The sequence below is a fragment of the Alkalicoccus luteus genome, assembly GCF_012034335.1.
In the GTDB taxonomy this organism is placed as follows: domain Bacteria; phylum Bacillota; class Bacilli; order Bacillales; family Salisediminibacteriaceae; genus Alkalicoccus; species Alkalicoccus luteus_A.
Genome location: NZ_JAATHJ010000006.1, coordinates 1 through 13,523 on the forward strand (window position 1 = coordinate 1; position 13,523 = coordinate 13,523).

A 13,523-nucleotide genomic window follows, 5' to 3' on the forward strand; every position below is an offset into this window, starting at 1 on the left:
GAGGGGAGGGGTTTGAGAATGATAAGATTGATGGCGAGAATGAAAAGTTTGGGTGGTCGTTTGATAAGTTATTCGTTATAACAGTTCGAGAATGATAACCGTAATAACTTTAGCAGCTGAAATGAAAATTTTATCACCCTGTTTGATAAGTTTCAAAGGGAGATTAAAACGTTTAAGCGTCTGTTTAATAAGTTTCATTTCGTCTGGACTGACGAAGCTGCCATGAACGATACGAATAACGTACGTATTAAAGAAGTGGTGAAAGAATCACCGTATCAGCTTGCACGTTGGGGAATATATGTTTGCAATCGAGAGAATCCCTCCTTATAATAGAAAAAAATGACATATGGAGGTTTTCATGACAAAATCGGCAATCGTTCGACCATTTTTATTTGATCAATACGAAGCGATACTACGCAGGCTGCCGCCTGATCATTCGAGCAGGAAAAAGATTGAATCAGATTATCGGCGCTATACGGCCGGTCATTACGGTGAAGAGTCAGTACAGTATTATTTCCCACTTCTTGCGGATCATTGCACCGTGCTTCAGCAGCTCAGACTACGAGATACCACCTCCAGCCACATCTTTCAGATCGATCTCCTTATAGCGACTCCATATTTTTTATACATAGGTGAAATCAAGCAAATGTCTGGCAGCTTGTATTTTTATCCGGAACAAGGCCAGCTGATTCAGGATATTAATGGAGAAAAACGAGCATTCGCTTGTCCTCTCAGCCAAAGTGTTCGTCAGGCAGCATTCTTGAAACGTAAGTTCGCTGAGTCAGGGATGAAGGATCTCCCTCTGGAAGCGCATGTCATCTCCTCCAATGCGGCTGCCCGCCTCATCGTTCCCGAAAATGTAGCGAACATTTATCACAGCAGCCGCCTCCCTACCGTAATAGATCTCTTATTTCAAAAGCATTCGCGAAAGAAAGTTTCACAAAAAGCGTTAACAAACGTATTAATGCGCTTGAAGCAGGAGAGTATGGAAAAGCAGGAGGATTTACTAAAACGGTATGGAATTGACGAACTGGAGTTATTTTATCCGATAGCATGTGAGTCATGTGAAGGAGCACTTAAGAGGAGCCATGGTACATGGGTCTGCTGTGACTGCGGGGAAAGTCAGCCGTATCGACATATTGAAGCGCTTCAGGATTTGCGATTGTTACTCAAAACACCTGTAACGATGCGCGTATTCTTAACATTATTACGACAGCCATCCTATCAGGTAGGCAGGCGGTTAATGATGCCCTTCCTCGAACGAAGAGGTCAGCTTTACGTGTTTAAACGACATGATTAAGTAAGGAAGCTTCCGCATGCTGGCGGAAGCTTTTTTTATGAATTCAGCATTCCGATCTTTAGCAGTAAATGTGCCAACCGGTTGTAATAAAGGCAGATGGAATCTGCGGAGGTGGATGATGGGGTTTTAAGGAATGATAACTTGATGTCGGAAGTTGAAAAGTTCAGTGGGGCAAATGATAAAATTTTCGCTATAAAGAACGAATGATAATAACCGTAATAAGTTTAAGTCGCAGAATGATAAGTTTTCTCGACAACTTGAAAAGTTTGCTCCGGAGTATAATAACTTTCGTTCCCGGAATGAAAACTTTTCTCCTGCACCACCCAAACCCAAACCCATCCGTCCACCTAAAACCGCCCCGGCGTCACCTCAACGCCGGGGCCTCTGCTCGATCTATTCCCGTTCGTCGCCTTGTAACGCGACGTCGACTTCGATGTATTCGCTGCCTTCACGGGTAACGGCAGCCTGGCCGCTGGAGAGGTCGGCGATCCAGCTTTCGAAGGTGTCTTCGCCGCCGGCTTCGACAAAACAGGTCATGCTGACGTTCTCTTCGTAGGCGATGTCCTTCAGAATATAATCGGAGTTACGGACTTCGTTTTCGATTTTACCGAGCATGCCGTAGTCGAACTGGAAGCGGATCACCGTGCCGAGCCTGCGCTCCACGACGCCGGTGGCATTGATACCGGCAGAAGCAGCTGAGCCGTATGCGCGGATCAGACCGCCTCCGCCTAGTTTAATGCCGCCGAAGTAGCGGGTAACGACCACACACGTATCTTTTAACGCACGCTTTTTCAGCACCTCAAGCATCGGTACGCCAGCCGTGCCGGACGGCTCGCCGTCATCGTTCGCCTTCTGAATTAAATCGTGCTCGCCGATCATATAGGCGGAGCAGTTGTGGTTGGCGTCGCGGTGGCGCTGCTTGATTTTGTCGATGAAGGCAGCTGCCTCCTCTTCGGTTTCCGTGCGCCGCACGTAGGTAATAAAACGTGACTTTTGAATGACAATTTCCGACTCGCCCTCCGGCTTGACGGTATAGTACTGATTTAGCAACGTCATCGCTCCTTTCAGCGAACATCCTGATATCTAGCACAAAAGTTGGATTCTAAAAAAATATAGAAAAGTTGTGAATTATCCCGAGATCAGTCCCTTTTTAGGGTAAGATGAGTAATGAGATACTGTCAAGGAAGGCATTCTGATGATAACAGCTTTACTTGACCAATTTCTGCTTATAAGAGAAAATAGGAAAAAGGCTTCATGCCTGTCTGAGGTTTACGCCGCTTTATCCCAATCAAGGGAATGAGGGGACAAGTTTTACGAAATATTCTTTTCGCCTCATGCTGCGGGCCCCCCAGAGAAACATATCCGGCATCGACTAGATATATAGGCTTATGTTTATAAGACCCTGCATAAGGATGCCGTCCCCCAGGGAGAAAGCGAGGGGTGCAATGAGCTCCTTACAGTCGATAGACGATATTCTGACCGGGATGATGGACACTGTTGGCAAAAGCAAGGAACAGATTTTTGACATCGGTGAGGATTCCCGTCAGGAGTATGAAACACTTTCAGAAGAATTGAAAGTGATAAAGGATAAGGTCATTACAGTTATTGATAAGGTCGAGCGATCCGAAGTTCATTCCCGTTTTGCCCGCAACCGCCTGGCAGAGGTCAGCCGTCACTTTGACAGTTACTCCGATCAGGAGGTGCGCGAGGCGTATGAACAGGCGAATAACTTTCAGGTGGAGCTTGCGGTGCTTCACCAGGAGGAAAAGCAGCTGCGCAGCAGGCGTGATCATATTGAACGGCGGCTCGTGAAACTTCAGGAAACGATGGAGCGTGCCGAGCAGCTGATCAATCAGATCAACGTCGTCATCCATTATTTAACCGGGGACCTGCAGCAGGTTTCCGAGATGCTGGAGGACGCGGAGCAGATGCAGAAATTCGGCCTGCAGATTATTCAGGCGCAGGAAGAAGAGCGCAAGCGGCTCTCCCGTGAAATTCACGACGGTCCGGCTCAAATGATGGCAAATGTGGCCATCCGCTCTGAAATTGTCGAGCGCGTGCTCGATAAGCAGGGCATTGAGCAGGCGCGCCTGGAGATCCGCGATATGAAAAGCATGGTAAAAGACTCGCTTGCTGAAGTGCGGCGCATCATTTACGATCTCCGCCCGATGGCGCTCGATGATCTCGGACTGCTGCCGACGCTCGGCAAGTATTTGAAAAATGTCGAAGAACGGTCCGGCATTACGATTGAGCTCCGGAATCTGGGGAGGGAAATCCGCTATCCGACGGACATGGAAGTTGCGATTTTCCGATTCGTTCAGGAAGCTGTCAACAATGCGGTGAAGCATGCGGACCCGACGCTCATTCAGGTGAAGCTTGACGTGAAGGACCACCTCGTTACCGCGGTGATCCGGGATAACGGACGCGGCTTTGATCTCGACAAGAAAAAAGAAGGCAGCTTTGGGCTGATCGGCATGAAGGAACGGATTAACATGCTCGACGGCAAAATTAGCATCGATTCGAAAAAAGGCAAGGGAACCCTCATTATCGTGCAGATTCCCGTTGATACAGAGTAATGAATATACCTACAGGAGGAAGATAGCATGGAAAACAAACTGCGAATTGTACTCATTGATGATCATCAGCTGTTCCGCGAAGGTGTCAAGCGGATTCTTTCCATGGAAGACAGCATTGAAGTCGTAGCGGAAGGAAACGACGGTTCGGAAGTGATTGACCTCGTGCGTCAAAACCAGCCGGACGTTGTGCTGATGGACATTAACATGCCGGAAATGAACGGGATGGAAGCGACAAAACAGCTCGTCGAAACGTTCCCGAATGTCAAAGTACTCATCCTTTCCATTCACGATGATGAAACGTACGTTACGCACGTGCTGAAAACAGGAGCTTCCGGCTATCTGCTGAAGGAAATGGATACCGAAGCACTGATCGAAGCTGTGAAGGTCGTTGGCGAGGGCGGGGCGTACATTCATCCGAAAGTAACGTTTAACCTGATCAAGGAATATCGTCGTCTTGCAACAGACGGTGGCGGTGAAACCGAAGTCGGCTTCCGTGAAGTCGAGTACCGCCGGCCGCTGCACCTGCTCACGCGCCGTGAGTGCGAAGTGCTGCAGCTGATGACGGACGGAAAGAGCAACCGGGCGATCGGAGAAGCGCTCTATATCAGCGAAAAAACGGTTAAAAACCACGTCAGTAACATTCTGCAGAAGATGGGCATGAACGACCGTACGCAGGCTGTCGTTGATGCGATTAAAAATGGCTGGGTGAAAGTGAATTAATGAAGCTTGCCGTCCCTTTAAGGAGGGGCGGCTTTTCTGTGGGTCCTTCCGCGTGTTTTATCCGGAAACGATAGACATGCGAAAAGACGGTCTGCTACTATGGAAGATAGACGATAAACGGACGACTTTGACGATAAAGGGGACCTGGCGATGGGCAAAACAGCGGTGATTACCGACTCTACATCCTACATACCGGAAGAAACACGCAAGCAGTATAATATTACAATGGTGCCGCTGAACGTGATTTTCGGTGAAGAAACGTTTAAGGAAGAATGGGACATTACGTTTGAAGATTTTTATTATAAAATGAAGCATACTGAAAAGCTGCCGACGACGTCGCAGCCGAGCATCGGGCTGTTTGAGGAAACGTACCGTGAGCTCGGAGCGGAATACGATGAAATTGTCGTCGTCACGCTCTCAAGCGGGATCAGCGGCACGTTCCAGACGGCGATTGCCGCAGCGAACATGTTCGAGGAGCTGCCGGTGCACGTGTTTGATTCCGAAGTGAGCTGCATGATTCAAGGCTTCTATGCGCTCGAAGCAGCCAAGCTTGCGAACGAAGGCAAGGACGGCAGAGCGATTATGGCGCGGCTTGAGGAGCTGAAGGAAAAAACGAGCGCCTACTTTATGGCAGATGACTTGAATCATCTGCACCGCGGCGGCCGCCTCAACGGCGCGCAGCTGTTTATCGGCAGCATGCTCAAGGTGAAGCCGGTGCTTCATTTTGAAGACAAAAAGATTGTACCGTACGAAAAGGTGCGAACGGAGAGAAAAGCGCTCGCGAAAATCCGCTCGCTGCTTGATTCGGACCTGACGCAGGAGGAATCCGCGTCGATTGCCGTCATTCACGGCAACTGCCTCGACAAAGCAGAACCGATTGCAGATGAGCTGCGCGGACAATACCCGAACGCGGATGTGTACATCAGCCACTTCGGCCCGGTCATCGGCACCCACCTGGGGCCCGGCGCGCTCGGCATTGGCTGGATGCACCTCGACTGATGTTTATTACCGCCGGCACCGGTCTAAAAGCCGCCGGCGGGAGCAAATATACCGAACGACAACCTATGTGATACGAACGGACCTCATTTCAATGATGAAAGGGGTCTTTTTATGTTGAAAAAGGATGTACTTGCTGCGCTCTGCGGCAGACAGCTCACGATCGATGAGCTCGTGACAGCTCTGGCAGGCGGCGAACCGTTTCGTGAAAGCTACGATATGATAACACAGCTTCTTGACACACTCGAGGCAGAGGGGATCGTCACGAAAGAAGCAGCGATTCAGAAAACGTGCCGACGCTGCGGGGAAACGCCGACGATGCTCCCTGGTACGTGCGGCCGCTGCGGTAAAACGTGCAGCTACTGCCGCGGCTGCTTGATGATGGGGCGGATTACTGCGTGCACGTTTTTATACCGGGCGTCACCGCCAGCAGCCCATCCTGCAGCCTGCACTTGGGGCGGCTCGCTCTCGGACCTGCAGCAGCAGGGGGCAGATGCGCTTGTCACCGCCTATCGGAAAAAGAGGAGCCGGCAGCTATTGTGGGCCGTATGCGGCGCCGGCAAAACGGAAATGCTGTTTCCGCTGATTGAAGCGGTGCTGGCTGATCAGAAGCCGGTGATGATCGCAACACCAAGGCGGGACGTCGTGCAGGAGCTTGAACCGCGCATCCGCGCGGCGTTTCCCGAAGCGACAACAGCCGGGTTTTACGGAGGTAAGGAGCCGCACGAACGGATCGCTTCCTTTAACATTGCGGTTGCCACGACGCATCAGCTGCTCCGCTTTCGCGACGCCTTTCCGGTGCTCATCATCGATGAAGTCGACGCGTTCCCATTTTCGGCGGATGCTGCGCTGATCCGGGCGGCATCTCAGGCGGTTGACCAAAACGGCCTGACCGTTTACGTGACGGCGACGCCGTCGCGTACGCTGCAGCAGGAGGCGAAACGTGGCAAGCTTCCGGCTGTCACCGTCGGGAGGCGCTACCACGGCGCTGATCTGCCGGTTCCGGCCTTCCACTGGGCTGGCCGCTGGCAGAAGCGGTTGGAGAAGAAAAGGCTGCCTGAGACGCTCGTCCGCTTTTTACGAAAGCACCGCGATCGTCAGGTGCTATTGTTTGTCCCGGAAACCGCTGATCTGGAGCCGGTCAGAGAAGCGGTCGCTAAGCTCCTTCCCGGCATTCGCTGCACGAGCGTCTATTCCGGGGAGCCGCTCCGGGCTGAGCGGGTGAAGGCATTCCGGAACAAGCAGATCGACGTGCTCGTGACGACAACGATTTTGGAGCGTGGGATTACGATCGAGAACGTGCAGACAGCCGTTCTCGGAATCGAAGCACCGATTTTCACCGAAACCGCACTGATTCAAATTGCCGGTCGGGCCGGACGCAGTCCGCGCTACCCGAACGGGGACGTCGCGTTTTTTCATTTTGGCAAAACGTCAGCTGCGGTGCGAGCGGTTGCCACTATACGGCGCCTGAACAGGGAAAGCCGATGAAGCTCATTGTAACCGGCACGTGCCTGCTCTGCTCCGAGACGATTTATCCGGCCGGCGACTGGTATTCGCTGCTGCAGACGAAGCTGCCGTCGCTCTGTTCGGCGTGCACTGCGAAGCTTGCGCCGATCAGCCAGACGTCGTGCTGCACGATTTGCGGGCATCCCGATTCGAAGCCGCGCTGCGCGGCCTGCCAGCCGGAGGACTTTATGCAGCGCTCCCTTTATCCGTACAACGACGACGTAAAGGACGTGCTTGCGCGCTACAAGTACCGCGGCGATGCGGCGCTAGCAGCATTGTTCCAGCTGCCGATGCAGCGGCTTTTACGCCGGCTTCCGAAAGCGGACGCAGTCGTACCAGTGCCGCTGCATGCGGACCGGCTGTTTGAACGGGGCTTTAATCAGGCCGAGCTCGTCGTGCGGCGTCCGAAGCTTTTGCTCGCGAGGCGCACTCTCTCGGCGAAGCAGAGTAAATCGACCCCGGTTGAGCGGGAAGCGAACCTTCGCGAAGCGTTTCACGTAACAGGGAACGTCACCGGCATGCGAATTACGCTCGTTGACGATATTTATACGACTGGTGCTACGATGCGCGCCTGTAAAGACGTCCTGATGCAGGCAGGCGCAGTTTCGGTTTGTGGGATAACAGTAGCACGTTCGTTACGCAAAAGTCCCATGTAAACCGCGCTCTCCCTGCCGATATTAAGCGTAGAAAAGCCGGAGACAATCCGGTTTGCAGAGGAGGAACGCATATGCCGGAGTTAGCCAACTGTCCGGACTGTGGCGCGCTTTTCGTCAAGGCGCTTCGGAGCGTCTGTGAAACGTGCGCCAAAGACGTCGAAGCCCAGTTTGATACGGTGTACAGCTTTATCCGCAAACGGGACAACCGCCGGGCTTCAATCGATGAAGTCGTCGAGAGCACGGGCGTATCGAAGGAACGCATCTTTCAGTTTATCCGGGAAGGACGCATTTTACTTTCCCAGTTTCCGAATTTAACGTACCCGTGCGACTCCTGTGGGAAGGATATCCGCGAAGGAAAGCTTTGCTCAACGTGCCGGTCGAGGATCGAATCAGGCATTGAGCAGTCCAACCGGGAAAAGGATTTCAGCGACCGGAAGGCCGTTCGTGAAAAGAGCCGTTACACGACTTACCATTCATTAGAAGGAAAAGTACGCAAAGACCGGTAAACATGCGTGCGCTTTCTGCCGATACTAGCCGTAGAAGCACGGAAGCGGATGACATGCTATCATGGAGGAAATGACTCTGCTGCGAGCAGAAGGAGGTGGCGCCCGAATGAAAATCAATCCGATGCACTCGGTTCAGGCTTACAAAAGCCAGCAGAACGTGCAGCGTCAGCAACAAGAGATTGTGAAAAAAGCGGATCAGCTGGAAATTTCCGCTCAGGCAAAAGAGCTTGCGAAGGCCCGTGAATTTACAGAAGCCCGTGAGCAGAAGGTGCAGGAGCTGAAAGCGCAGGTGCAGAACGGCACCTATAAGCCGGACTTAAACGAAACGGCACGAAAAATGTACGACTACTGGAATAAGTAAAGGGAGGCCTGTATGAAGGAGAACCTATACACCATTCTGCAGGCACAGCTCAGCGTGCACGAAGAGCTTCTGACAGCTGCGGAAGAGAAGACAGCAGCCGTTCAGCATAACGATACGAAAGCGCTCGATGACCTCGTGCGTCAGGAAGCAGGACTCGCTGCCAGGCTGTCAAAGCTTGAAGCAGCAAGGCGCACGCTGACAGCAGGACTGCTGCGAGCGCAGAACCTGCCTCCGAAGCAGGCGACGCTGAGTGATCTCGCGCCGCTGTTAACAGAAGACGAGAAAGAAACATTCAGTGCGATACGTACGAAGCTGATCGAGGTCGTCGACAAGCTGCAGGCGCAAAATGACTTAAACCGGCAGCTTTTGGAGGATTCGCTTCGATTTGTAAGCGTCAGCCTCGATACGATGAAGCCGAATCGGCAGTTCAGCAGCTATTCCGGCAGCGGCCGGGAAGAAGAGGAACAGAACGGGCGGTCCCTGTTTGATTCAAAAGCCTGACAGGGGCGGCCTTTTTCTGCAGAGAGGAGTAAAGCAATGGTTTCCACGTTCAGCGGACTTGAAACAGCGCGCCGCGCGCTGAGTGCCAACCAGTCAGCACTGATGACGGTCGGCCACAATATCGCCAATGCCAATACAGAGGGCTACTCCCGTCAGCGGGTGAATTTTACACAGACAGAAGCCTTCCCGAGCCCGGCCTTCAATAAGCCCGGCATTCCGGGACAAATGGGAACCGGCGTGAAAGCAGGGGAAGTGCAGCGGGTCCGGGAATCGTTTCTCGATATTCAGTACCGCGAAGAAAATCAAAAAAACGGCTACTGGGGCGCCCGGCTTGATGCACTGACGAAAATGGAGGACATCATGAACGAGCCGTCCGATGACGGGATCTCCCAGGCGATGGACCGCTTCTGGCAGTCGCTCCAGGACTTGTCCGTTAATCCGGAGGACGCCGGAGCACGATCCGTCGTGCGTCAAAACGGTGAAGCGCTCGCTGATACGATCGGCACGAATTACAGCGCAATCCAGGCGATTCAGCGCGACTACTTAAACGAAGTAGATGTCACAGAAAACAAGGTCAATTCCCTCATCCGCCAGATCGACGGCCTGAACAAGCAGATTGCATCCGTCGAACCGCACGGCATGCTGCCAAATGACCTGTACGATCAGCGCGACGTGCTGCTGGATGAGCTGTCAGCCTATGTGAACATTAAAGTTGACCGCGTGCCGAGCGGCGGAAATGCAAAGCAGATGGCAGACGGAAAAGTAACGGTGACGCTTGCCAATGAAAACGGCCGTGCGCTTACCGGCGCAGACGGACAGCCGCTCACGCTCATCAACGGAACGGACCTTACATACGAGCAGATCTCGATGAACACCGTTCCGTCTGAAAGCGACGAGCTGGAGGACCCGCTCTATTCCATTTCCATAGGCAGTGAGGAAATCCGTTTAAGCGAATTCAGCTCACCGGGCAAGCTGTTCGGCATCGCAGAAGCGTACGGTATTTATACAGGCGAAGCCGATAATCCGGCATCCGCTGCGGCAGCCGACATCCGCGGTATTTATCCGGATATGCTCAGGGAGCTCGACATGATGGTGAGCCAGTTCGCTAAAGCGCTGAACGACGTGCATAACAGCAACGCGAGCCTGAGTGAAATCGCCTCCGGAGAAAATCAGGACATCGACTTTTTCGGCACCGGTTCTGACGTGCGCTTTGCCGATCTCGGCGACGGTGAATACTTCGTCGGCGCAGCGAAAAACTTCCGCGTCAGCGATGAGGTGAGAAGCAGCCTCGATAACATTGCTGCCTCAAGCTTTGATGGTGGCCAGGCGTTTGCCGGCGACGGATCGGGGGCGCTTGCGCTTGCAAACGTCAAGGATGAGAGCCTGAACTTTGGCGGCAGTACGACGAACGTACAGAGCTTTTACCAGTCGGTGATCGGCGAAATGGCCGTGGAAACGAGTGAAGCGGGCCGGCTCGAGCGCAACACGGCTTCGCTGCGGGAATCAGTGGAAAACCGCCGTCATTCGGTGAGCAGCGTGTCGCTGGATGAAGAGATGTCGCTCATGATTCAGTTTCAGCATTCCTACAACGCAGCGGCACGAAGCCTGACGAACATGGATGACATTCTCGACCGCGTCATCAACGGTATGGGCCGCGTCGGTCTGTAAGAAACGAGTAGAGGAGGAAACGGCATGCGAGTAACCCAGTCGATGATGACTGCCAATTCGATGAAGCATTTATCCAGCGGGTACGGGCAGATGATGAAATACCAGGACCAGCTTTCAAGCGGGAAGAAAATTTCCCGTGCCTCCCAGGATCCGGTCGTGGCGATGAACGGCATTCGCTATCGAACCCAGGTGACGGAAACCGGCCAGTTTAAACGCAATCTTTCTGAAGCGCACAACTGGATGGATACGTCGGATGCAACGCTTGATAAAGCGACGAACTCGCTCCACCGCGTCCGCGAGCTGACCGTGCAGGCGTCCAATGACTCCTACGAAGCCGGACAGCGCTCCAATATCGCAAAAGAAGTCGCCCAGCTGCGGGAGCACCTGGCGTCGCTTGCGAACACGCGCAACAATAATAAATACATGTTCAACGGCACGGATACGACGAACGCTCCGGTCGATACGAGCCGCATGGATATCGGCTTTAACGGCCTGAGCGGCGTTTTGGAGGGAGATCTCCCGGAGGAAGCCGAGGACTTTCCGCTCGACGTGATGTATAAAGGAAACGCCTATGCCTTTCAGGGGATGGAAGGAGACAGCGCGGTCTTTACCGGACCGGATAACGAAACGATTTCGTTTACGATTGAGGACGGCAGCGTAACGGGAGCCGTGCGCAGCTTTACTGAGGACGGCACGACCCGCACGGAATCGCTTCCTGAACGAAGCGTCATCGTATCTCATAAAGACGCTGTATCGACGAATGGACGTACGGTGAGCGTGGAGCTGATGAAGGGCACGAACGTGGACATTAACGTGAACCCGCAGGCCGTCTTCGGCAACCAGCTGTTTGCGGATTTAAAGGCGCTGGAAAACGCACTGGAGCATCCGGATACAACAGCCTCGGAGCTTTCCGGCATGCTGGACGTGCTCGATAAGCACGTAAATAATTCCGTCAATGAACGCGCGGAGCTCGGCGCGCGCATGAACCGGGTCGAGATGATCGACCGTCGCGTGCAGGAGCAGGAAGTAATCGCCAAGCGGATCATGTCCGACAACGAGGACGTGGAAATGGAAGAAGCGATCATGAACTTAATGACCGCTGAAAACGTTCATCGCGCCGCACTCTCCTCCGGGGCACGCATCATGCAGCCGTCACTCATGGATTTTCTCCGGTAACAGCTGATGCAGATTCAAATCGACGTAACCCACGCGAAAACGGGCATGACGCATCACCGGCCGCCGATGCAGATTACGCAGCGTCCGGCGGAGCTGTCGATTCAGCAGGATCCAGGGACCGTGCAGATGAGTACGACGGATGGAAAGCTGTCGATTGATCAGACCGAAGCGTTTGCTGATGCCGGACTAAAAGGCATTCTCCGCCGCAACAACGAAATGGCCGCTAAAGCGAATCAGCAGGTGCTCGCCTATATCGCGAAAGTGGCCCGGGACGGGGAGCAGCTAAAGCGGATTGAAGAACCCGGTAATAAAATCGCCATGCTCGCCAAAGAGCGCGGCCGCATCTTTGAGCACGAGCTCGCCTACCGTCAGATCCCGTCCGGGACGGAGAAGGTGCGCATATCCTATGAGCCGTCGCAGCTGTCGGTAACGGTCACTCCGGCTGACGTAGCAGTCAACGTGACTCCGCACCGGCCGCATATCGATGCGCCTCGATGGAGCGTTGACACGTACGTCACACAAAAGCCGGACGTGCGCATCACGGCCCCGCGTCTTGACCGGACTATATAATAGTAGAAACTGGGTGTTCCATTTGTCAGGGAACGCCTTTTTCATTATCACGAACGGCTAACAAAATTTAGGGAATATAAGCCAAATTCCTTATCGAAATGAAGAACCTTGATGCGGTACACTAAACGAAGTGAAGAGAAACAGGGGGATGATTATGCAAATTGAAACGAAGTACAGCGGAACGGTGGACATCAATGAAGCGAACATTACCGTGTTCCCGTCCGGTATCCCGAGCTTTGAAGCGGAAAAGCAGTTTGTTCTGCTCCCATTCGCAGAAGAAACGGGGCCGTTTTACATTCTGCAGTCCGTCGCCACAGCGGAGCTCGCGTTCATCGTCATGAATCCGTTTACGTTTTTTCCGGATTATGAAGTGGAGCTGAGCGATCAGACGCTGGAAGCACTCCACGTGAGCGCCGAAGAGGACGTGTCGCTGTTTGTCATGCTGACACTGAAGGACTCTTGGCAGGACTCTTCTGCGAATCTGCGGGGACCGATCGTGATCAATCACGAGACGCGTCTCGGACGGCAAATCGTGCTGGCAGAAAGCAGCTATTCGACGAAACATGCGCTGCCGGTGCCAGCAAAGGAGGGCAAGTAAATGCTCGTTCTTTCCCGCAAGCAGAATCAGTCGATCAAAATCGGCGACGATATTGAGCTCACGGTCGTTTCCGTTGAAGGCGATCAGGTAAAGCTCGGCATTAACGCACCGAAGAACGTCGAGATCCACCGCAAAGAGGTGTATCTCGCGATTCAAGAGGAAAACGCAAGCGCTGCTTCTTCCAGTATTGATGTGCTGACAGCCTTTGCAAAAAATGATTCGAGTCACTAAAAACATCCAATAAGTGGAATAAACATCCAGGCGCACCCGCAAGGCATCGATAATTGTCTTAGAATTGTCTGCGTCTTTTGCCTCTATAGCAAGCCTTTTTTGAACAGTGGTGTGACTGGAAAATACCTATCGAATCTTGTCGTTTTTTTTCTCAACGT

Annotated in this window: 15 protein-coding genes; 14 read left to right on the plus strand and 1 reads right to left on the minus strand. The window is 53.0% G+C overall.

The window, feature by feature from the left end; all coding sequences use genetic code 11:
- Nucleotides 1-358: 358 nt before the first annotated feature.
- Entirely contained in the window at nucleotides 359-1,300 is a 942-nt protein-coding gene (locus HCN83_RS05555; RefSeq protein ID WP_168005342.1) for a nuclease-related domain-containing protein, read from the plus strand.
- A 393-nt stretch (nucleotides 1,301-1,693) separates the two neighbouring features.
- Here the strand turns inward: HCN83_RS05555 and HCN83_RS05560 are convergent, their stop codons facing one another.
- The gene (locus tag HCN83_RS05560; protein ID WP_168005343.1) at nucleotides 1,694-2,350 is read right to left on the minus strand and encodes a YigZ family protein; all 657 of its coding nucleotides are present in this window, start codon (nucleotides 2,348-2,350) and stop codon (nucleotides 1,694-1,696) included.
- A gap of 395 nt (nucleotides 2,351-2,745) precedes the next feature.
- On the opposite strand from HCN83_RS05560, the gene HCN83_RS05565 reads away from it, so the two are divergent.
- The 13 genes from HCN83_RS05565 to csrA all read left to right on the plus strand — a co-directional run bounded on the left by HCN83_RS05565 (nucleotide 2,746) and on the right by csrA (nucleotide 13,365).
- The gene (locus tag HCN83_RS05565; protein ID WP_168005344.1) at nucleotides 2,746-3,876 is read left to right on the plus strand and encodes a sensor histidine kinase; all 1,131 of its coding nucleotides are present in this window, start codon (nucleotides 2,746-2,748) and stop codon (nucleotides 3,874-3,876) included.
- A 27-nt stretch (nucleotides 3,877-3,903) separates the two neighbouring features.
- Nucleotides 3,904-4,596, plus strand: a complete 693-nt coding sequence (locus HCN83_RS05570) for a response regulator transcription factor (RefSeq protein ID WP_168005346.1) — start codon at nucleotides 3,904-3,906, stop codon at nucleotides 4,594-4,596.
- Nucleotides 4,597-4,746: 150 nt separating this feature from the next.
- Nucleotides 4,747-5,595, plus strand: coding sequence for a DegV family protein (locus HCN83_RS05575; protein ID WP_168005348.1), 849 nt, complete (start codon nucleotides 4,747-4,749; stop codon nucleotides 5,593-5,595).
- 111 nt (nucleotides 5,596-5,706) lie between these two features.
- Nucleotides 5,707-7,080 (plus strand): DEAD/DEAH box helicase, encoded by a 1,374-nt coding sequence (locus HCN83_RS05580; protein WP_168005349.1) that lies wholly within the window; start codon nucleotides 5,707-5,709, stop codon nucleotides 7,078-7,080.
- The gene (locus tag HCN83_RS05585; protein ID WP_168005350.1) at nucleotides 7,077-7,754 is read left to right on the plus strand and encodes a ComF family protein; all 678 of its coding nucleotides are present in this window, start codon (nucleotides 7,077-7,079) and stop codon (nucleotides 7,752-7,754) included. The genes HCN83_RS05580 and HCN83_RS05585 overlap by 4 nt, the downstream gene beginning before the upstream one ends.
- A gap of 71 nt (nucleotides 7,755-7,825) precedes the next feature.
- The gene (locus tag HCN83_RS05590) at nucleotides 7,826-8,260 is read left to right on the plus strand and encodes a TIGR03826 family flagellar region protein (RefSeq protein WP_168005351.1); all 435 of its coding nucleotides are present in this window, start codon (nucleotides 7,826-7,828) and stop codon (nucleotides 8,258-8,260) included.
- 61 nt (nucleotides 8,261-8,321) lie between these two features.
- Nucleotides 8,322-8,621: a flagellar biosynthesis anti-sigma factor FlgM gene (gene flgM / locus HCN83_RS05595; RefSeq protein WP_246238105.1), complete on the plus strand. Its 300-nt coding sequence runs from the start codon at nucleotides 8,322-8,324 to the stop codon at nucleotides 8,619-8,621.
- Between the two features lie 12 nt (nucleotides 8,622-8,633).
- On the plus strand, nucleotides 8,634-9,122 hold the full coding sequence (locus tag HCN83_RS05600; protein ID WP_168005352.1) for a flagellar protein FlgN: 489 nt from the start codon (nucleotides 8,634-8,636) through the stop codon (nucleotides 9,120-9,122).
- Nucleotides 9,123-9,158: 36 nt separating this feature from the next.
- Nucleotides 9,159-10,790: a flagellar hook-associated protein FlgK gene (gene flgK / locus HCN83_RS05605; protein WP_168005353.1), complete on the plus strand. Its 1,632-nt coding sequence runs from the start codon at nucleotides 9,159-9,161 to the stop codon at nucleotides 10,788-10,790.
- Between the two features lie 24 nt (nucleotides 10,791-10,814).
- A complete protein-coding gene (gene flgL, locus HCN83_RS05610) occupies nucleotides 10,815-11,966 on the plus strand; it encodes a flagellar hook-associated protein FlgL (RefSeq protein WP_168005354.1) in 1,152 nt (383 codons plus the stop codon).
- 6 nt (nucleotides 11,967-11,972) lie between these two features.
- Nucleotides 11,973-12,536, plus strand: a complete 564-nt coding sequence (locus HCN83_RS05615) for a DUF6470 family protein (protein ID WP_168005355.1) — start codon at nucleotides 11,973-11,975, stop codon at nucleotides 12,534-12,536.
- 154 nt (nucleotides 12,537-12,690) lie between these two features.
- Nucleotides 12,691-13,134 (plus strand): flagellar assembly protein FliW, encoded by a 444-nt coding sequence (gene fliW, locus HCN83_RS05620; RefSeq protein WP_168005356.1) that lies wholly within the window; start codon nucleotides 12,691-12,693, stop codon nucleotides 13,132-13,134.
- Nucleotides 13,135-13,365, plus strand: a complete 231-nt coding sequence (gene csrA / locus HCN83_RS05625) for a carbon storage regulator CsrA (protein ID WP_168005357.1) — start codon at nucleotides 13,135-13,137, stop codon at nucleotides 13,363-13,365.
- Nucleotides 13,366-13,523: the final 158 nt, after the last annotated feature.